Origin of the sequence: Nonomuraea sp. KM88 (assembly GCF_052245635.1) — a bacterium.
Lineage (GTDB): Bacteria > Actinomycetota > Actinomycetes > Streptosporangiales > Streptosporangiaceae > Nonomuraea.
The window spans coordinates 43,874-63,229 of the sequence record NZ_JBQQCC010000006.1 but is presented as its reverse complement, the minus strand read 5'-3'; the positions used below and the strand labels follow the sequence as shown (position 1 = coordinate 63,229).

Below are 19,356 nucleotides of genomic sequence, written 5' to 3'. Positions count from 1 at the left end.
CCAAGGGCGGAGCTGCGGAGTGGGCGATTTCGCCAAGATCTTTAAAGCGTACGACGTTCGCGGGGTGTTTCCCGACGAGTTCGACGAGCAGACCGCCGAGGCCGTGGGGGCGGCATTCGTCGAGGTGACGGGCGCCGGGTCGGTCGTGGTCGCCCATGACATGCGCGAGTCGTCCGTGCCGCTGGCTGCGGCCTTCATCCGCGGCGCGCGCTCGCGCCGGGCCGACGTGGTGCACGCCGGGCTCGGCTCCACCGACCTGCTCTACTACGCCAGCGGCAGCCTCGGGCTGCCGGGCGTCATGTTCACCGCCAGCCACAATCCCGCCCGCTACAACGGCATGAAGATGTGCCGGTCCGGCGCGGTGCCGATCGGCGGCGACACGGGGTTGACGGAGATCCGCGACCGCGCGGCGGAGCTGGTCGGCGTGACGGACACGCCGACGGGGTCGCTGATCGAGAAGGACCTGCTTCCCGGCTACGCCCATCACCTGCGCACGCTGGTCGACCTGGCGGGCGTCAGGCCGCTCAAGGTGGTCGTCGACGCGGGCAACGGCATGGGCGGGCACACCGTTCCCGCCGTGTTCGAGGGGCTGCCGATCGAGCTGGTCCCGCTCTACTTCGAGCTGGACGGCGACTTCCCCAACCACGAGGCCAACCCGCTGGAGCCACAGAACCTCGTCGACCTGCAGCGGGCGGTCGTCGAGAGCGGCGCGGACCTCGGGCTGGCCTTCGACGGCGACGCCGACCGGTGCTGGGTGATCGACGAGCGGGGAGAGTCCGTCTCGCCGTCGGCCGTGACCGCGCTGGTCGCGGTGCGCGAGCTGGCCAAGGCTCCGGGCGCGACGATCATCCACAATCTGATCACGTCGCACGGCGTGCCCGAGATCGTCCGCGAACACGGCGGAGTTCCGGTGCGGACGCGGGTGGGGCATTCGTTCATCAAGGCCGAGATGGCCCGCACGGGCGCGGTGTTCGGCGGCGAGCACTCGGCCCACTACTACTTCCGCGACTTCTGGTTCGCCGACTCGGGCATGCTGGCCGCGATGCACGTGCTGGCCGCGCTCGGCGAGCAGGAGCGGGCGCTGTCCGAGCTGGTGGCGGCCTACTCGCGCTATCACGCCTCCGGCGAGGTCAACAGCGCGGTCGACGACCAGGACGAGGCGCTGCGGCGGGTGCGGGAGGCGTTCGCGGGCCGGGGCGAGTTCGACGAGCTCGACGGGCTGACCGTGACGGGATCCGGCTGGTGGTTCAACCTGCGGCCCTCCAACACCGAGCCGCTGCTCCGGCTGAACGCCGAGGCGGCCGACAAGACCGAGATGACGGCGATCAGGGACGAGGTCCTCGCCATTGTGGGAAAGGTGTCAGAGTGAAGATCGACGACTGGTTGCTGGAGATCCTGGCCTGCCCGGCGTGCAAGGCGCCCCTTCGTGCCGAGGCCGAGGCCGAAGAGCTGGCCTGCACCGGTTGCGGCCTCATTTACCCGGTCCGGGATGACATCCCCGTTCTGCTGGTCGACGAGGCCAGGAAGCCGTGACCTGGGAGCCGGGGCGGCTCGACGACCAGGGGCATCTCAGCGACGGTGATCCCGGGGGCATGTTGCCGGCGGTCGCCGCCGCGGCGGCCCACGTACGCACCGGCTACCGCACCGCCGTCGAGTCCCGTGTCGACCGCCTGGCCGAGATGGGGCGCCCGCGCGCCATCGTGGTCGCGGGCATGGGCGGCTCCGGCATCGCGGGTGACATCATGGCGGCGGCCGTCGGCAACGGCGCGCCCCTGCCGATCATCACCCTGCGCTCCTACCAGCTTCCCGGCTGGGTCGGCGCCACCGACCTGGTCATCGCCGTCTCCGGCTCGGGTGACACCGAGGAGACGCTGGCCGTCGCCACCCAGGCCGTGCGGCGCGGGTGCACGCTGCTGGGCGTGGGCGCGCCCGGCTCGCCGCTGGAGGCGATCGCCACCCAGGCGTCGGCGCTCTACGTGCCGGTGCCGGCGAGCGGGCAGTCCAGGGTCAACGTCTGGCTGCTGGCCGTGCCGCTGATCGTGGCGGCCGCCGCGCTGCGGCTGGTTCCGGCCGACGCGGACCTGTTCGAACGGGTGGCCACGGCGCTGGAGGAGATGGCGCACCGGTGCCGGCCGGCCAGCGAGTCGTTCGTCAATCCGGGCAAGTCGCTCGCGCTCGACCTGGCCGAGAGCCTTCCGTTGATCTGGGGTTCGTCGGCCGCGGCGTCGGTGGCGGCGTACCGGCTGGCCTGCCAGCTCAACACCAATGCGAAATATCCCGCCATCTTCGGAGAGCTGCCCGAGGCGGGCCATGGCCAGATCGCGACCTTCGACGGGCCGATGGCCGAGCGCGACATCTTCGCCGACGCTCCCGCGCACACGCTCAGGCTGGTCGTGCTGCGCGACGTCGAGGAGCATCCCCAGCTGACGCGCCAGCGCGAGGCGTCGCTGCGCCTGGCGCGTGAGCGCGACGTGCCGGTGACCGAGGTGGCGGCGGAGGGCGTGCACCCGCTGGAGCGGATGGCCTCGATGATCCTGCTCGGCGATTACGCGAGCACCTATCTGGCGCTGGGATACGCCGTCGATCCGAGCTCGGTCTCGGCGATCAGTGAGCTGAAGGCCAGGATTTCGCAATAGGATCCCCTTCCAGGCCTTTGTGATTGACCTTATGAGTGGAGAAGACCGGTGAGCGCGAGCGGCGGAACAAAAGCGATCATTGCGGCGTTGGTCGCAAACTTGTCCATTGCCGTAGCCAAGTTCGTGGCGGCGTTCTTCACCGGGTCGTCGTCGATGCTGGCCGAGGGCATCCACTCGGTCGCCGACTCGGGCAACCAGGTGCTTCTCCTGGTCGGCGGCAAGCGTGCGGCCCGCGCCAGCACCAAGGAACACCCGTTCGGCTACGGCCGCGAGCGCTATTTCTACGCGTTCGTGGTGGCCGTGGTGCTGTTCGCGATCGGCGCGCTCTTCTCGCTGTACGAGGGCTACCACAAACTGACCCACGCAGAGGCACTCACGTCTCCCGCCTGGGCGTTCGGCGTGCTGATATTCGCGATCATCGCTGAGATCTTCTCGTTCCGCACGGCCATCAAGGAGGCCAACCTGGTGCGCGGCCGTCAGGGGTGGGTCGCGTTCATCCGCAGGTCCAAGTCGCCGGAGCTGCCGGTCATCCTGCTGGAGGACCTCGGCGCGCTGCTCGGCCTGATCTTCGCGCTGTTCGGCGTGACGATGGCCGTGGTGACGGGCAACCCCGTCTGGGACGCCATCGGAACATTGATGATCGGCACCCTGCTCGCAGTCATCTCGGTCGTGCTGGCCGTGGAGACCAAGTCGCTGCTGGTCGGCGAGGGCGCCTCGCCGGAGGTGGAGGTCCAGATCCGCCGCGCGCTGGAGAGCGCGCCCGAGGTCGACCGGATCATCCACATGCGCACGCTGCACCTCGGCCCGGAGGAACTGCTCGTGGGCGCCAAGATCGCGGTCTCGCACGACGAGACGGCCGGCGAGGTGGCGCGCGGCATCGACGAGGCCGAGCAGCGCATCCGCGCGGCCGTGCCGATCGCCAGGGTCATCTACCTCGAGCCCGACCTCGACCGGTCCCGCACGCCCGCCTCCTGAGCGCCGCCGGACGTACGCAGCAGCCGCAGGGCCTTCTCCTTCTCGAAGTCGAGGGCCCTGCGGGGCACCGGGATGCGCCCGATCCGCACCCCGAGGTCGCGCACGGCCGCCGCCACCGCCGGCTCGCTCAGCACCCGCAGCGCGAACGCCAGCTCGGCCGGCGACACGTCGAACCGTTTCTCCAGCTCGACGCCCTGTGCCACGGCGGCCAGCTCCTCGGGGCCGAACCGCCGGTGCGCCCCCTGCTCCCGCACGGGGGGCAGCAGGCCGAGTGCCTCCCGGTAGCGGAGCATCCGCGGGGACATGCCGAGCCGCTTGGCGGCTTCCGTGATGCGCATCCTTACATTCTTACGTCAGTTTCACCCCTCCCGGCGTGCGTCGTCGTGCGAACGGTGCCTAGACTCGTCGGCGACAACCATCAGTGACGCGAGGGGAAACCCGATGGACTTCAAGGTCGCAGACCTTTCACTTGCCGACTTCGGTCGTAAGGAGATCCGGCTCGCCGAGCACGAGATGCCCGGCCTCATGGCCGTGCGCCGCGACTACTCGGACACGCGACCTTTGGCGGGCGCGAAGATCATGGGCTCCCTGCACATGACGATCCAGACCGCCGTCCTCATCGAGACGCTGGTGGCGCTCGGAGCCGAGGTCCGCTGGGTCAGCTGCAACATCTTCTCCACGCAGGACCACGCCGCCGCCGCCGTGGTCGTCGGGCCCGACGGCACCGTCGACGACCCGAAGGGCGTGCCGGTCTTCGCCTGGAAGGGCGAGACCCTGGAGGAATACTGGTGGTGCACCGAGCAGGCGCTGACCTGGCCTGACGGCGGCGCCCCCAACATGATCCTCGACGACGGCGGCGACGCCACGCTGCTGGTGCACAAGGGCGCCGAATACGAGAAGGCCGGCGCCGTGCCCGCCGCCACCGCCGACGACCCCGAAGAGTGGCACGTCATCATCGACCTGCTCAACCGCACGGTCGGCGCCGACAAGAAGTGGACCAGGATCGCCGAGAGCATCAAGGGCGTCACCGAGGAGACCACCACCGGCGTGCACCGCCTCTACGAGATGCACAAGAACGGCCAGCTCCTCTTCCCGGCCATCAACGTCAACGACTCGGTCACCAAGTCGAAGTTCGACAACAAGTACGGCTGCCGCCACTCCGTCATCGACGGCCTCAACCGCGCCACCGACGTGCTCATCGGCGGCAAAGTGGCCGTGGTCTGCGGCTACGGCGACGTCGGCAAGGGCTGCGCCGACGCGCTGCGCGGCCAGGGCGCCCGCGTGATCGTCACCGAGATTGACCCGATCTGCGCGCTCCAGGCGGCCATGGACGGCTACCAGGTGACCACGCTGGACGAGGTCGTCGGCATCGCCGACATCTTCGTCACCGCCACGGGCAACTTCAACATCATCACCGCCGACCACATGGCGCGGATGAAGCACCAGGCGATCGTCTCCAATATCGGCCACTTCGACAACGAGATCGACATGGCCGGCCTCGCCAAGCTGCCCGGCATCCAGCGCAACACCATCAAGCCCCAGGTCGACGAGTGGGTCTTCGCCGACGGCCACACGATCCTCGTGCTCGCCGAGGGCCGCCTGATGAACCTCGGCTGCGCGACCGGCCACCCGAGCTTCGTCATGTCCAATTCGTTCACCAACCAGGTGATCGCCCAGATCGAGCTGTTCACCAAGACGGCCGACTACCCGATCGGCGTCTACACGCTGCCCAAGCACCTCGACGAGAAGGTCGCCCGCCTGCACCTCGACGCCCTCGGCGTCAAGCTCACCGAGCTCACCAAGGAGCAGGCGGCCTACATCGGCGTCCACGTCGAGGGCCCGTACAAGTCCGACCACTACCGGTACTGATCTGTCTTCGCAAGGCTTCCCGTCTCTCCGGAAGCCTTCCCTCCTTCGCCGCTCCGAGGGGCTCTCCGCCTCTCGGAGCGCTTTCAAACCCCCATCTTTTACGGCAGGCCAAGTCACCCGCACGCGCCGACGCCGCTCCCGTCCGTCATGGCCGGTCGTGAAGGCTCACGGGAATCTCGCCGTTACGAGCGCGTTCTTGGCCGTCTTCTTCGGTTACAGGTGAGCCATGGACGTCTGGGAAAGCGGTGAGCGGCAGATCTCGTGGGCCGCGCGTTCGATGCCGGTGTTGACGGCGATCGGCGAGCGCTTCGGCCTCGAACGGCCGCTGGCCGGGCTGAAGATCGCGGCCTGCCTGCACGTCACCGCCGAGACGGCCGTGCTCATGGGGGCGCTGAAGGCCGGGGGCGCCGAGATCGCGCTCGCCGCCTCCAACCCGCTGTCGACGCGGGACGACGTGGCCGAGGCGTTGCGCGCGTACGGGATCGCGGTGCACGCGAGGGCCGGCGTCGACCGGCCGACCTACTACCGGCACATCCACCAGGCGCTCGATCTCGGGCCCGATCTCGTGCTCGACGACGGGTGCGACCTGGTGAACATCCTGCACACCGAGCGTACCGACCTGCTCGACGGCGTCGGCGGCGGCTGCGAGGAGACCACCACGGGGATCATCAGGCTGCGCCAGATGACCGCGGAGCACGCGCTGAAGTTCCCGGTCGTGGCCGTGAACGACACCCGCACCAAGCGCATGTTCGACAACCGCTACGGCACCGGGCAGTCGACGCTCGACGGGATCATGCGGGCCACCAACATCATGCTCGCGGGGCGCACGGTGGTCGTGGCCGGGTTCGGGTTCTGCGGGCGCGGGGTGGCCGAGCGGGCCAAGGGCTTCGGCGCGCGGGTGATCGTCACCGAGATCGACGCCGTCAAGGCGCTCGACGCGACGCTGCAGGGCTACGAGGTGCGGCCGATGGCGCAGGCGGCGCTGCTCGGCGACCTGTTCATCACCGTGACCGGCAACCGCGACGTGATCAGGGCCGAGCACCTGGCCGCCATGAAGGACGGCGCGATCCTGGCCAACGCGGGGCACTTCGACGTGGAGATCGACGTGCGGGCGCTGGACGAGCTGGCCGTCGAGGTGATCCGTGGCGTGCGGCCCAATACCGACGAGTACGTCATGCCCGACGGGCGCCGGCTGCTGCTGCTCGCGGAGGGCCGGCTGGTCAACCTGACGGCCGCCGAGGGGCACCCGGCCGCGGTCATGGACATGTCGTTCTCGGCGCAGGCCCTGGCCGTGGCCTGGTTGGCCGGCGAGCGGGCACGTCTGGAGCCGGGCGTCTACGACGTGCCGCCGGAGATCGACCACGAGGTGGCCAGGCTCAAGCTGGCCGCCACCGGCATCGGCATCGACGAGCTCACCGCCGAGCAGGAGGACTACCTGCACTCCTGGCGCGTCGGCTCCTGAGCATCGCGGCGTCTCCGGCACGCGCCTCCTGAGGTCGCGCGGCTACAGCGCCGACTGCATCTCGCGCATGCGGCGGATCTCGGCCATCTGGGTGACGCTCACGTCGCCGGCCAGCTCCTCGATCCTGATGTGGGAGCCGCTGGTCAGCACCTTCTCCGACATCGTGATCGCGCCCTGGTGGTGGTTGATCATGAGCTGCAGGAACATCCGGTCGAAGTTGCTGCCCGTCGCCGCCCGCAGCTCCTCCAGCTGCTCCGGCGTCGCCATGCCCGGCATGCCGTCGTGCGCCGCGTGGTGGTCGGGCACCTTCTGCTCCTGCTCCCGCAACCACGTGGTCATGTACTGGATCTCGGGTGCCTGGGCGGCCTTGATCCGGCCGGCCAGGCTCTTCACCTTGGCCGACTCCGCCCTGTTCGGGGCCAGCAACGCCATGTCCAGGGCCTGCCGGTGATGGACGATCATGTCCTGGACGTAGGTCACGTCGGCGGCGTTGGGGGTGGGGGAGGGCACCGCGGTGGCGGCCTCGGCCGGAGAGAGCGTCCGGTCCTGCTCGCCCGGCCGGCCGGGCGCGATCACGGGGGCGGTCGAGCCGGCCCGTGGCGCCTGAGGTGACGTGCTGGAGCTGCAGCCGGTGAGGGTGACGACCGTGGCCGTGACGACAATGAGCGCGGCTCGCACCCAGCCTCCCTGACAAACGTGGTGGAGAATGCGCACTCTAAGTCATGAACCCGGGCTAGGAAAGAGGTCGAACCGGAACAAAAATTGACAGATTGGACGCTGGTCAACGGCGATGAAGAGAGCGACCATAACGGAGGTTTATGCCCCCTTTATCGGAGGTCCCCGAGTGTTCACCCGCCGCAGGGTCCTCATCCTGGTCGCGGCCCTGGTCGCGCTGGCCGGCGTCACCCTGCCGGTCCAGGCTGCGGACGTCCCGGCTCCTGGCGAGATCGTCATGAGCCCGAACATCAAGCACGTCACGAACGTGCCCAAACCCGAGGCCCTGGCCGACATCCACACGGACATGGCCTTCCACGGCAACTACGCGTACGTCGGGAACTACTACGGCTTCTCGATCTACGACATCCGCAACCCCAAGCGGACCTCGCTCGTCAGCTCCGTGGTATGCCCCGGCGGCCAGATGGACGTGAGCGTCCACGGCGACCTGCTGTTCGGCTCGGTCGACTCCTCGCGTAACGACGACTCGTGCAACAGCACCTCGCAGCCCGCCTCGGTCAAGGAGTCGTGGGAGGGCGTACGCATCTTCGACGTCTCCGACAAGTCACACCCGAAGTACATCAAGGCGGTCGAGACGAACTGCGGCTCGCACACGCACACCCTGGTCCCCGACCGGCGGGGGCGCAACGTCTACATCTACGTCTCCTCCTACGGCCCGAGCGACGCGTTCCCCGACTGCCGGACGCCGCACGACCTCATCTCGATCATCAAGGTGCCGCTGCGGAACCCGTCCGCCGCCACCGTCATCGCGACGCCCAACCTGTTCCCCGACGGCGGCTACCCGGGCAAGCAGCTGCCCTATCCCGACGGCAGGTCCGCCACCACGGGCTGCCACGACATCACCGCCTACCCGGAGAAGGGCATCGCGGCGGGCGCCTGCATGGGTGAGGGCATCCTGCTCGACATCCGTGACCCCGAGCGGCCCAAGGTCACCGCGACCGCGCGCGACGAGGAGAACTTCGCCTTCTGGCACTCGGCCACGTTCAACAACGAGGGCACCAAGGTGATCTTCACCGACGAGCTCGGCGGCGGCGGCGCGGCCACCTGCAACGAGGCCATCGGGCCCAACCGGGGCGCCAACGCCTACTTCGACATCAAGCGGGGACAGCTGGTCTTCAGGAGCTACTTCAAGATCTCCCGCCACCAGGACGACAGCGAGAACTGCGTCGCCCACAACGGCTCGCTGATCCCGGTCAAGGGCCGCGACATCATGGTGCAGGCGTGGTACCAGGGCGGCATCTCGGTGGTCGACTTCACCGACTCGGCGCACCCCCAGGAGATCGCCTACTTCGAGCGCGGCCCCGACAACACCGCACCGGCGCTCAGCGGCGGATTCTGGTCAGCCTACTACTACAACGGCCACATCTACGGCTCCGACTTCAACCTGGGCCTCGATGTGCTGAAGATCAACGACTGGCGTACGAACCGGGCGAACGGCGTCAAGATGCGCGAGCTCAACGCGCAGACCCAGACGTCCTACCCCGAGCGTGGCCACGGTCACCACTGACCGGCCGCCGGTCCCCGTACCAAGGAGGCATCCCGCATGTCCAGCCCGCGCCGTGTCCTCGCGATGGCCGGGGCAGCCGTCGCCCTGCTCCTCACCGCGTTACCCGCGACCGCCAGTGACATCCCGCCACCCGACGCCGTCGTCACCAGCCCCAACGTGACCCACGTCAGGAACGTCCCCAAGCCGGACGCCATCGCCTCGTCCATCAACACCGACATCGCCTTCCAGGGCGGCTACGCCTACGTCGGCAACTACGGCGGCTTCTCCATCTACGACATCAGGAACCCCAAGAAGGCCAGGGTCGTGAGCTCCGTCGTCTGCCCCGGCGGCCAGATGGACGTCAGCGTCTACGGCAACCTGCTGTTCGCCGCCGTCGACAGCTCCCGCAGCGACGACTCCTGCGCCAGCACGGACCGGCCCGCCTCCGAGAAGGACGCCTGGGAAGGCGTTCGCATCTTCGACATCTCCCACAAGACCAGGCCGAGGTACGTCAAGGCGGTCGAGACGGCCTGCGGCTCCCACACCCTGACCCTGGTGCCGGGCAAGGGCCGCGACCGGAACAAGAACGTCTACGTCTACGTCTCCTCGTACCTGCCGGCGGCGAACTTCCCCGACTGCCAGCCGCCGCACGACAAGATCTCGATCATCAAGGTGCCGCTGCGCCACCCGGAGGCCGCCCACGTCGCGGCCACCCCGGTCGTCTTCCCCGACGGCGGCAACGAGGACCAGCCCGGCCTGCTCATCCCCACCACCGGCTGCCACGACATCACCGCGTACGCCGAGAAGGACATCGCGGCGGGCGCGTGCATGGGCGACGGCGTGCTGTTCGACATCTCCGACCGGCTCGACCCGAAGGTCACCGCCAGGACCACCGACCCCAACTTCGCCTTCTGGCACTCGGCGACCTTCAGCAACAACGCCGAGAAGGTCGTCTTCACCGACGAGCTCGGCGGCGGGGGCGCGGCCACCTGCAACGAGGCCACCGGCCCGAACCGCGGCGCCGACGCGATCTACGACATCGCGCGCGGGCAGCTCGTCTTCAAGAGCTACTTCAAGATCTCCCGCCACCAGGACGACAGCGAGAACTGCGTCGCCCACAACGGCTCGCTGATCCCCGTCAAGGGCCGCGACATCATGGTCCAGGCGTGGTACATGGGCGGGCTGTCGGTCTGGGACTTCACCGACTCCACCAGCCCGAGGGAGATCGGCTACTTCGAGCGCGGCCCCCGCGCGGGCGGCGGTGGCGGCGGCATCTGGTCCGCCTACTACTACAACGGCTACATCTACGCGGCCGACTTCCACGAGGGCTTCGACGTCGTCAAGATCGACGACCGGCTCACGGACAGCGCCAGGCACGTGCGTACCGACCGGTTCAACGCGCAGACGCAGGAGTCGTACCGCAACGGAAGGCACTGAGCTGATGGCCTCGCTCCGCTCGGCGGGTTCGGTCGCCCTATGCCGCCGCCTTCCCCCGCTCTGGTCGCTGCGCTCCCGCCGCTCCTCCAGACGGCGGCGCTCCCTCACGTGCTGATGGCCTCACCCCGTGAGGCGGGTTCGGTCGTTCGGGGCCGTCTCGGTCACTGGGGTGGCGCGAACCCGCCCGGGGTCGCCTGTGGCGGCTCCGGCGCGGGTGCGGGCGGCGGAGCCGGTGGGCCAGGCTGCGAGTACGGGCCGGGCGTCGGGTGGGGAGCCGCCGGAGGAGGCCCCGGCTGGGCGTAGGGGCCGTACGAGCCCGGCGGAGGAGGACCGGGCTGCGGATATGAGCCCGGCGGAGGAGGGCCGGGCTGCGGGTACGGGACCGGCGAGGGCGGCGCGTACGGGCCCTGGGGCGCGCCGCCGTTTCCCGCCCGCTGCGCGAACCGGGCCTGCTCACGGCGGCGGCGCTCGGCCAGGACGGCGCTCAGGTAGGCGTACGGCGGCGTCCCGGCAGGGGCGGCGGGAGAGACGAAGGACGCCACCTGGGTCGCGATGCGCACGCCCATCTCGTGCTGGACCTGCGGCGACAGGTCAACCCAGCGCAGCAGGTACTGCCTGGCCGCCTGCGCCACCTCGTCGGGCAGCTGGGAGAGCTCCAGCGTGGCCGCCCAGCTCGCCAGCGGCGGCGGCATCATGATGGCCTGCCCCGCGTCGCGCGGCGCCCGGTCGGAGATCACGATGGTGCCCGCGAACACGTCGCCCAGCCGCTTGCCCCGCTGCGAGACCAGCGAGGCGATCAGCGCCGGCGCGCCGGCGAGCAGCCAGAACTCCACCACCCCGGCCAGCCCGCGGAACAGTGCCTGCCGGAAGCGCTCGGGGCTGCCGTCGTCGCTGACCACCCGGAGCCCGAGCGCCAGCTTGCCGAGGCTGCGGCCCCTGGTGACGGACTCGAAGATCACGGGGTAGCCGATCATCACCAGCACCAGCAGCACGATCATGACCGCGCTGAACATGGCCAGATCCGTGACGCCGGCGAACGCTCCTAAGAGCGCGTAGGCGCCGAACATCGCCGTGAACTGCACCGCCATGTCAATGACGACCGCCAGCGCCCGCGAGGGCATCTGGGCCACCCGCACTTCGACGACGACGGCGTCGCCGGTCACTACCTCCGACATAAGTGGAGCCTAACGGCTATGTCGCACTGATTGAGCGGCCAGAATGTTCGGGTGGACATCGATGCTTTCGTCGCGGCGCACCGCCCCGTGTGGGACCGGCTCGACTACCTGGTGAAGAATCGTTCGTCGCTGACGGGCGTCGAGGTGGACGAGCTGGTCGACCTGTATCAGCGGGTTTCAACGCATCTGTCCATCGTGCGCTCCTCGTCGAGCGACCCGATGCTCGCCGGGCGGCTGTCCGCGCTGGTGGCCAGGGCCAGATCCGCGGTGACCGGCGCGCACACGCCCGCCTGGCGGGAGCTGACGAGGTTCTTCACGGTGACGTTCCCCGTGGTGGCCTACCGGGCCCGGTGGTGGTGGCTGGCGAGCTCGGCCGCGTTCCTGGTGGTCGCCTTCGTGATGGGCGCGTGGGTCGCGAACAACCCCGAGGTCCAGGCCGCCATCGCCAGCCCTGAGGAGATCACCCAGCTGGTCGAGGAGGACTTCGCCGACTACTACTCGGAGAATCCCGCCGCGTCCTTCGCCAGCCGCGTGTGGGTGAACAACGCGTGGGTCTCGGCGTTGATGATCGCCTACTCGGTGTTGCTGGGGCTGCCAATCCCGTACGCGCTCTACGCGAACGCCGAGAACGTCGCCGTCTCCGGCGGCCTCATGGCCTCCAGGGACAAGCTGGATATCTTCTTCGGCCTCATCATGCCGCACGGGCTCCTGGAGCTGACCGCGGTGTTCCTCGCGGCGGCCGTCGGCATGCGCCTGGGCTGGACGGTCGTCGACCCCGGCCCCCGCAAGCGGGTCGAGGCGCTGGCCGAACAGGGCAGGGCGGTGATGAGCGTGGCGCTCGGGCTGGTCGTGGTGCTGTTCGTGTCGGGGCTGATCGAGGCGTTCGTGACCCCGTCTGGACTGCCGACGTGGGCGCGGGTGGGCATCGGGGTGCTCGCCGAGGCGGTCTTCCTGACGTACGTGATCGTCTTCGGCCGCCGGGCGCTGGCGCGGAACGAGACCGGCGACCTCGAACGCGCCCCCGACGTCGCCCCGTCAGCCTGACGACAGGCCGTCAGGGGCGCCCCGCCGCAGCCGGCCCCCAGGGCGTCCTCCGCGGCGTCCTTCTGGGCCCCGCCCTCGCGGCGCCCTACGGCGTCAGAGGCGTCCCGCGGCCTTCAACGCCAGGTACGCGTCCGCGAGCGCGGGCGCGATGTCGTCCGGCGCCGCGTCGACCACCTCGACCCCATGCCGGCGCAGCCTGGCGGTGATGCGCCTGCGCCCGAGCTGCGCGTGCTCGGCGGCGGCCGCGTCGTAGACCTCCTCGGTCGAGTCGCGACGGCCGGCCATGGCCGCCACCCGGGGATCGGAAACCCCGGCCACCAGCACCAGGTGCCGCGCGGACAACTGCGGCAGCACCGGCATCAGCCCTTCGTCCAGCGCCGCGGAGTTCAGGTCGGTCAGCAACACGACCAGGCAGCGCCGCTTGGCCCTGGACAGGATGGCGGCCACCATGCCCTGCGAGTCGGCCTCGATCAGCTCCGCCTCGATCGGCGCCATCGCGTTGACCAGCGACGACAGCAATTCGGTACGAGACTCGCCGCTCACCCACGCGCGTACCGCGCGGTCGTAGGCCAAAAAGTCCACCTGGTCGCCGGCCCTGGCGGCCAGCGCGGCCAGCAGGAGCGCGGCGTCCATCGACCAGTCGAGCCGCGGCCAGCCGGGCGCCGGCCGCGGATCGGGCCGCACCAGCAGCCCGCCGCCGCCTCCCCCCGCGCCTGCCAGGGGGATCGGCGCGTCCCCCACCCTGCCCGCCGAGGTGCGGCCGGTATCGAGCACGATCAGCACGCGGCGGTCACGCTCGGGACGCCAGGTGCGCACCACGACGTCGTGGCGGCGCGCGGTGGCCCGCCAGTCGATGGAGCGTACGTCGTCGCCCACCACGTATTCGCGCAGCGAGTCGAACTCGGTGCCCTGCCCGCGCACCAGCGCCGGATGTTGCCCGTCCAGCTCGCGCAGCCTGGCCAGCCTGGAGGGCAGATGCTTGCGCGACAGGAACGGCGGCAGCACCCGCACCGACCACGGAGCCTGGTGGTCGCCCTGGCGGGCGGCCAGGCCGAGCGGGCCGACCGAGCGCACCGTGACGGCCACGGACGTCCGGTCGCCGCGCCTGGTCGGATCGAGGGTCACGACGATCTTGCGACGCTCGCCGGCCGGCACGTCCAGCGGGGCGACGCGGGGCGAGGCTCCCGCCGAGGGCTGCCAGGCGTCCCTGAGCACGCCGCGTACGCGCCGGGGACCCGGATTCTCCACCACCAGCTCCACCGTGGCCCGCTGGCCCAGGCGCATCAGGGTCTCGCCGGAGCGATGGAACCTGAGCGGGCGCACCGCGCCGGCGAACACCAGGTCCACGATGATCGCGGCGGCCAGCAGCAGGCACACCCCGGCCAGCGCGGGCCCCGGCAGGGGCGCGAACATCACCACCAGGATCCCGACCGCCGCGAGAAGCCCGGCACGTCCGGTCAGTGCCATAGATCGCTCACCCTCCTCACTAGCCCGGCTCTCCTGTCAGCGGGGGACGGGGACGGAGGCGAGGATGCCGTCGAGCAGGCCGTCCGCGGTCGCCCCTTCCAGCTCGGCCTCGGGCCGGAGCTGGACGCGGTGCCGCAGTGCGGGCCTGGCCAGCGCCTTCACGTCGTCGGGCGTGACGTACTGGCGCCCGGACAACCACGCCCACGCCCGGGAGGCCGCGAGCAGGGCGGTGGCGCCGCGCGGCGAGACGCCGAGCTGCAGCGCCGGCGAGCTCCTGGTGGCGCGGGCGACGTCGACGATGTAGCCGAGCACCTCAGGCGCCACGTGCACGCCGGCCGCCGCCTCCCGGCCCGCGGCCAGGTCGGCGGCCGTGGCGACGGCCTTGACCTCCGACAGGTCGCGGGGGTCGAAGCCGCGGGCGTGCCGGTCGAGCACCGAGATCTCCTGCTCGCGCGGCGGCAGCGGCACGGTCAGCTTGACGAGGAACCGGTCGAGCTGCGCCTCGGGAAGCTGGTAGGTGCCTTCGTACTCGACGGGGTTCTGGGTGGCGCACACCACGAAGGGGTCGGGCAGCGCCCGGGCCGCGCCCTCGACGCTGACCTGCCGCTCCTCCATCGCTTCGAGCAGGGCGGCCTGCGTCTTCGGCGGGGTGCGGTTGATCTCGTCGGCGAGCAGCAGGTTGGTGAACACCGGGCCCTCGCGGAACTCGAACCGCGCGGTCTTCGCGTCGTAGATCAGCGACCCCGTCACGTCGCCCGGCATCAGGTCGGGCGTGAACTGCACCCGCTTGAAGTCGAGCGACAGGGCCGCCGAGATCGTGCGCACCAGCAGCGTCTTGGCCACGCCCGGCACGCCTTCGAGGAGCACGTGGCCCTTGCACAGCAGCGCGATGACCATCCCCGTCACCACCGCGTCCTGACCGACCACGGCCTTGGACACCTCGGTGCGCAACGCCGCCAGCGCCTCTCTTGCCGAGTCGCCCGAACCCGTCACGCGGTAGGTCTCGTCAAAGTTCACTCAACTGCCTTTCGATCAAGTCCAAGTATCCGGCCAGTTCGACGAGCCCGGCGTCGTCCGCCGGCGGCGGCCCGTACAGTGCCGCGCCGAGCTGGTGCGGGTCCTCCACCGTGCGGGCGGCGAGCGCCGCGACGACCTCATGCGGCCCTGCGCCGTGGCCCAGCCCCAGCCTGGCCGTGAGCCGGTCGATCGTGCCCGCGCGCAGCGCGGCGGCCGCGCGTTCCCTGGCGTGCCTGGCCCGGTAGAGCCTGCCACGCCCTTCGACCGTCTCGGCGGCCCTGACGACGACGGGCAGCTTCTCCACCACCACCGGCCCGAGCCGCCTGCCCCGCCAGAACGCCGTGAGCGCCACGGCGATGATCGCCATGAAGACGACCCAGCGGACGTTGCCGGGCATCAGGTCGTACATCGACTGGCCCTGCTCGCCGGCCAGCTCCCTGGGCGGCGGGTTGTCCGGGGGGACGAGCCAGGTCACGGGCTTGCCGGTGCTGAGGAGGTTGAGCGCGAGCGCCGCGTTGCCGTCCTCGGCCAGCCGCTGGTTCGTCATGAAGCCGCCGTCGCCGACGACGGTGGTGACGCCCCCGCCGCTGGCGTAGCTGACCAGCGTGTGCCCGTCGCCCGCCGGGTAGCAGGCGGTCGAGCCGGGCGGGCCGCGGAAGGCGACGCCGCCCATGTAGGCACTGCCGGCGGCCCGGGCCGCCGGCAGGGGGCACTCGGGCTCGCGCGATCGGGGACGCGGGCGTTGGGGCAGCGCGCGCACGCCGGGGGCCAGGGCGGACAGGTTGATGACGTCGCCGACGATCAGCCGGTCGCCGGGGAGACCGGCGAGGCGGCGCTCGTCGACGTACGTCCGGTCGGTGATGAGCAGCAGGCGGTCGCCCGTGGCGGCCTTGTCGACGGCGGCCTGGGCGGAGTCGACCCGGTCGACGGTTACGCCCTTCTCGCGCAGCAGCTCGGCCAGGGCCTTGGAGCCGGCCAGCGAGGTGTCGTCGGGGTCGAGGGGCCGTGCGGGGACCCCGCCGGAGCCGAGCAGCACGCTCGCCACCGCCGCGAGCACGACGACCAGGCCGAGGAGCACGATGAGCCGGCCGGCGCGCCAGGTGGAGCGGGGGGTCGGGGAGGTCGGCCGGGATCCGGCGGCGGGAGGGGGCGTGGTCACGCTCATGGGGCCCCTCCGCTCCCCGGCCACGGGCTCGCGCCGGGCGCCGCCGCAGCGGGGGACACGATGGGGACCGGGCGGGCCTGGCCGAGGCGGTCGTCGAGGCCGGCCATCCGCGTGTAGGCGTCGCGGGTGCCGGGCACCCCGCCGTACGTGACGTCGTCGAACGAGCGGGCCGCCGCGGCCAGCTCGTCCGCGAAGCCCGGCAGGGAGACGGCGGCCTCTGCGGCCAGCTCGTCGGCCGTGCGCCCGGGCATGCCGTCGACGAGCGCGCGCTCTTCCAGGTCGCGGGCGATGGCACGGAGTCGCTCCTGGACGGCGGGAGTCCACTGCCCTTCGCCGGCCAGCCCTTCCGCCGCCTGCCGGTGCTCGGCGGCGCTCATCGCCCGCTCGCCGAACAGCGCGGCCGTCGCCGTCGCGTTCTTACGCGCGGACCTGCGCAGCTGCCACGAGATCAGCACGATCACCCCCAGGATGATCAGCACGATCACCACGGACGCGATGACCCCGCCGGCCGGGCCGCCGCCCGTGGCCGCGTCGATCAGGTCGCCCAGGAACTGCATGACCCATCGGTAGATCCGGTCGGGCAGCGACTCCGTCTCGTAGGCGGGGTCGAGCAGCTCGCGTGCGGCCTGCCGCGCGGCCTCCTCCCTGTCGATCGGGCTCACGACCTGGCGGAGTTGGACGGGTGCCAGAGCTCGTCGGCGGAGGCGTGCACCCAGCCCTGGCGCTGCTGCTCGATGGCCGCGGTCTGCAGGACGAGGTCGAACGCCTCGCTCCGCATGCGGCGGTCGGCGTAGAGCAGGCCGGAGACCCCGGCTTCGAACGGATAGACGAACATGGCGCTCAGCGTGCCGCCGATGGCGATCAGCACGGCGGACACGACCGCCGTGGCCGCCGAGCCCGCGCCGAGCATGCCGAAGAGCGTGCCCGCGATCGTGAACGGCACCGACAGGATGCCCGCCACGAGCCCGACGAGCAGCGAGGTGAGCAGCAGGATGCCGAACACCCGCCAGAAGTCGCCGGTCACCAGGTGCCATGAGCGGCGCATGGCGTCGAGCGGGCTGCGGCCCTCGAGGACCACGGCGGGCGAGGCGAACGCGAAGCGGGTTCTCATGAACAGGTAGTAGCCGATGTACACGACGATGAACAGGATGCTCAGCAGGGCCAGCCAGCCGAGGTCGCCGGCGCCGGCGTTGAGCGAGAAGGCCACGATGAGCAGCACGAAGACGAGGGCGGGCACCAGCATGATCGCGGCCATCAGCCCCACCACGCCGAACAACGCCGGCACCCGGCCCTTGACCAGCTGCCAGGCCTCGCCGGCGGTGAGCTTGCCGCCGAAGACGGCCCGGCCGAGGATGCGGGTCAGCACGCCGGTCAGCAGGGTGACCACGACGAACTGGATGGCGTAGGAGAGCAGGGTGCCGCCGTACTGGGCGGCGAAGCCGTACAGGCCGGTGAGCTCGCCCTGCGTGGCGACCAGGCTGTCGGGGTCGGCGAGCGCGCTGCCCACGGAGTTGAGGAGGAACGCCTGCCCCACCGCCAGGGGCACGGACGCGAGCAGGGCGGCGATGGCCGACAGGCCGAGCACGGCTTTCGGGTTGGACCTGATGAGCTTGATCGTGCCGTCGAGCAGGTCGCCGAGTTGCAGCGGGCGCAGCGGGATGATGCCCGGCCGGAGCGCGGGCGGCGGCATGGCGCCGTATCCGGGTTGAGGATACGGATGTTGCGGATAAGGTGGCTGCGGCCCGTGGGGCGGCTGCTGCGGTGGTTGTGGCCCGTAGGGAGCTCCGTGAGGGGATTGTTGGTGCGAGCCCGGCGCGGTCCACGGGGAGGCCGGCGGGGCGCTGTAGGGCGGGGGCTGTTCGGCCGACCAGCCTGATGGCGTCTCGGGCGTGGGACCGTGACCGTCTGACATATCCCCAATCCTGGCATGCTGGGCGGGACATTGGTGTCGCCCAGTGGAGCCGGGCTGATCCGACGCCCCGGCTTGGCCGCATTCTTCGGCGAATCCGGCCCATGTTCGCGTCCAGGGATGGCAGAAAGTTGCTCTGTTACCGCAGACTGAGATGGCGATCGCGGGGGCGGACCGGAAATTCGCCTTTTGCGGGGCTCCGAGTCACACTCATGAGCTCGCCAAGGGTAACCTTCAGCGATCGTGCGGGTATGTCCCAGAATGCGTAGAACGAATGAGGGGCCATGAAAGGTCGCGTGCTGGTCGTCGATGACGACGCCGCTCTCGCCGAGATGTTGGGGATCGTGTTGCGGGGGGAGGGTTTCGAGCCGTCATTTGTCTCCGACGGCGACAAGGCCCTTGACGCTTTCCGCGATACACGCCCCGACCTGGTGCTGCTCGACCTGATGCTGCCGGGGGCCGACGGCATCGACGTCGCGCGCAGGATCAGGGCGGAGTCGGGCGTTCCGATCGTCATGCTCACGGCCAAGAGCGACACCATCGACGTCGTCCTCGGGCTGGAGTCCGGCGCCGACGACTACATCGTCAAGCCGTTCAAGCCGAAGGAACTCGTCGCCAGGGTGCGGGCGCGCCTGCGCCGCACCGACGAGCCGACCCCCGAGATCCTGCAGATCGGCGACATCACCATCGACGTGGCGGGACACTCGGTCAAGCGCGGCGAGGAGACCATCAACCTCACGCCGCTCGAGTTCGACCTGCTCGTCGCGCTGGCCCGCAAGCCGCGCCAGGTGTTCACCCGCGAGGTCCTGCTCGAGCAGGTGTGGGGCTACCGGCACGCGGCCGACACGCGCCTGGTCAACGTGCACGTCCAGCGGCTCAGGGCCAAGATCGAGAAGGACCCCGAGCACCCCGAGATCGTCGTGACCGTCCGCGGCGTGGGCTACAAAGCCGGACCCGCCTGACCTCCGCCCAGCCCTGC

General features: G+C 70.6%; 18 protein-coding genes. 10 read left to right on the top strand and 8 right to left on the bottom strand.

The window, feature by feature from the left end; translation table 11 throughout:
• Positions 1-19: 19 nt before the first annotated feature.
• From ACTWPV_RS19685 to ACTWPV_RS19670, 4 genes are read left to right on the top strand one after another with little or no spacing between them, the layout of a single operon-like run.
• Positions 20-1,369 (top strand): phosphomannomutase/phosphoglucomutase, encoded by a 1,350-nt coding sequence (locus ACTWPV_RS19685; RefSeq protein WP_443152900.1) that lies wholly within the window; start codon positions 20-22, stop codon positions 1,367-1,369.
• Positions 1,366-1,533: a Trm112 family protein gene (locus ACTWPV_RS19680; RefSeq protein WP_347643246.1), complete on the top strand. Its 168-nt coding sequence runs from the start codon at positions 1,366-1,368 to the stop codon at positions 1,531-1,533. Before ACTWPV_RS19685 ends, ACTWPV_RS19680 begins: the two co-directional genes overlap by 4 nt.
• Positions 1,530-2,636 (top strand): SIS domain-containing protein, encoded by a 1,107-nt coding sequence (locus ACTWPV_RS19675; RefSeq protein ID WP_443152899.1) that lies wholly within the window; start codon positions 1,530-1,532, stop codon positions 2,634-2,636. The genes ACTWPV_RS19680 and ACTWPV_RS19675 overlap by 4 nt, the downstream gene beginning before the upstream one ends.
• Before the next feature lie 48 nt (positions 2,637-2,684).
• Complete coding sequence (locus tag ACTWPV_RS19670) at positions 2,685-3,611, top strand: cation diffusion facilitator family transporter (RefSeq protein WP_443152898.1); 927 nt, start codon at positions 2,685-2,687, stop codon at positions 3,609-3,611.
• Here the strand turns inward: ACTWPV_RS19670 and ACTWPV_RS19665 are convergent.
• The gene (locus ACTWPV_RS19665) at positions 3,566-3,949 is read right to left on the bottom strand and encodes a MerR family transcriptional regulator (protein ID WP_443152897.1); all 384 of its coding nucleotides are present in this window, start codon (positions 3,947-3,949) and stop codon (positions 3,566-3,568) included. The two genes, ACTWPV_RS19670 and ACTWPV_RS19665, sit on opposite strands and share 46 nt — an antisense overlap.
• A 103-nt stretch (positions 3,950-4,052) precedes the next feature.
• On the opposite strand from ACTWPV_RS19665, the gene ahcY reads away from it, so the two are divergent.
• Both ahcY and ACTWPV_RS19655 read left to right on the top strand, forming a co-directional pair.
• On the top strand, positions 4,053-5,480 hold the full coding sequence (gene ahcY, locus ACTWPV_RS19660; protein WP_347643250.1) for an adenosylhomocysteinase: 1,428 nt from the start codon (positions 4,053-4,055) through the stop codon (positions 5,478-5,480).
• A gap of 226 nt (positions 5,481-5,706) precedes the next feature.
• Positions 5,707-6,942: an adenosylhomocysteinase gene (locus ACTWPV_RS19655; RefSeq protein WP_443152896.1), complete on the top strand. Its 1,236-nt coding sequence runs from the start codon at positions 5,707-5,709 to the stop codon at positions 6,940-6,942.
• Positions 6,943-6,984: 42 nt separating this feature from the next.
• Here the strand turns inward: ACTWPV_RS19655 and ACTWPV_RS19650 are convergent, their stop codons facing one another.
• A complete protein-coding gene (locus tag ACTWPV_RS19650) occupies positions 6,985-7,620 on the bottom strand; it encodes a DUF305 domain-containing protein (protein ID WP_347643252.1) in 636 nt (211 codons plus the stop codon).
• A 166-nt stretch (positions 7,621-7,786) separates the two neighbouring features.
• Between ACTWPV_RS19650 and ACTWPV_RS19645 the strand changes: the two genes are divergently transcribed.
• Positions 7,787-9,184 carry an LVIVD repeat-containing protein gene (locus ACTWPV_RS19645; protein ID WP_347643253.1) on the top strand — a complete coding sequence of 466 codons (1,398 nt, stop codon included), beginning with the start codon at positions 7,787-7,789 and terminating at the stop codon, positions 9,182-9,184.
• Positions 9,185-9,220: 36 nt separating this feature from the next.
• Positions 9,221-10,600 carry an LVIVD repeat-containing protein gene (locus tag ACTWPV_RS19640; RefSeq protein ID WP_443152895.1) on the top strand — a complete coding sequence of 460 codons (1,380 nt, stop codon included), beginning with the start codon at positions 9,221-9,223 and terminating at the stop codon, positions 10,598-10,600.
• 161 nt (positions 10,601-10,761) lie between these two features.
• On the opposite strand, the gene ACTWPV_RS19635 is transcribed toward ACTWPV_RS19640, so the two are convergent.
• Positions 10,762-11,775: an RDD family protein gene (locus tag ACTWPV_RS19635; RefSeq protein WP_443152894.1), complete on the bottom strand. Its 1,014-nt coding sequence runs from the start codon at positions 11,773-11,775 to the stop codon at positions 10,762-10,764.
• Between the two features lie 51 nt (positions 11,776-11,826).
• Here ACTWPV_RS19635 and ACTWPV_RS19630 point away from each other — a divergent pair, with 51 nt between their 5' ends.
• The gene (locus tag ACTWPV_RS19630; RefSeq protein WP_443152893.1) at positions 11,827-12,819 is read left to right on the top strand and encodes a stage II sporulation protein M; all 993 of its coding nucleotides are present in this window, start codon (positions 11,827-11,829) and stop codon (positions 12,817-12,819) included.
• 93 nt (positions 12,820-12,912) lie between these two features.
• Here the strand turns inward: ACTWPV_RS19630 and ACTWPV_RS19625 are convergent, their stop codons facing one another.
• Genes ACTWPV_RS19625 through ACTWPV_RS19605 form a run of 5 tightly spaced genes read right to left on the bottom strand, consistent with a single transcriptional unit; the run spans position 12,913 to position 18,158 of the window.
• Positions 12,913-14,286, bottom strand: a complete 1,374-nt coding sequence (locus ACTWPV_RS19625; protein WP_443152892.1) for a DUF58 domain-containing protein — start codon at positions 14,284-14,286, stop codon at positions 12,913-12,915.
• A 36-nt stretch (positions 14,287-14,322) separates the two neighbouring features.
• A complete protein-coding gene (locus ACTWPV_RS19620) occupies positions 14,323-15,303 on the bottom strand; it encodes an AAA family ATPase (RefSeq protein WP_347643257.1) in 981 nt (326 codons plus the stop codon).
• A complete protein-coding gene (locus ACTWPV_RS19615; protein WP_443152891.1) occupies positions 15,293-16,468 on the bottom strand; it encodes a DUF4350 domain-containing protein in 1,176 nt (391 codons plus the stop codon). The genes ACTWPV_RS19620 and ACTWPV_RS19615 overlap by 11 nt, the downstream gene beginning before the upstream one ends.
• On the bottom strand, positions 16,465-17,130 hold the full coding sequence (locus ACTWPV_RS19610; RefSeq protein ID WP_443152890.1) for a DUF4129 domain-containing protein: 666 nt from the start codon (positions 17,128-17,130) through the stop codon (positions 16,465-16,467). Before ACTWPV_RS19610 ends, ACTWPV_RS19615 begins: the two co-directional genes overlap by 4 nt.
• The gene (locus tag ACTWPV_RS19605) at positions 17,127-18,158 is read right to left on the bottom strand and encodes a glycerophosphoryl diester phosphodiesterase membrane domain-containing protein (RefSeq protein ID WP_443152889.1); all 1,032 of its coding nucleotides are present in this window, start codon (positions 18,156-18,158) and stop codon (positions 17,127-17,129) included. Before ACTWPV_RS19605 ends, ACTWPV_RS19610 begins: the two co-directional genes overlap by 4 nt.
• 503 nt (positions 18,159-18,661) lie before the next feature.
• Here ACTWPV_RS19605 and mtrA point away from each other — a divergent pair.
• Positions 18,662-19,339, top strand: a complete 678-nt coding sequence (gene mtrA / locus ACTWPV_RS19600; RefSeq protein WP_043620615.1) for an MtrAB system response regulator MtrA — start codon at positions 18,662-18,664, stop codon at positions 19,337-19,339.
• Positions 19,340-19,356: the final 17 nt, after the last annotated feature.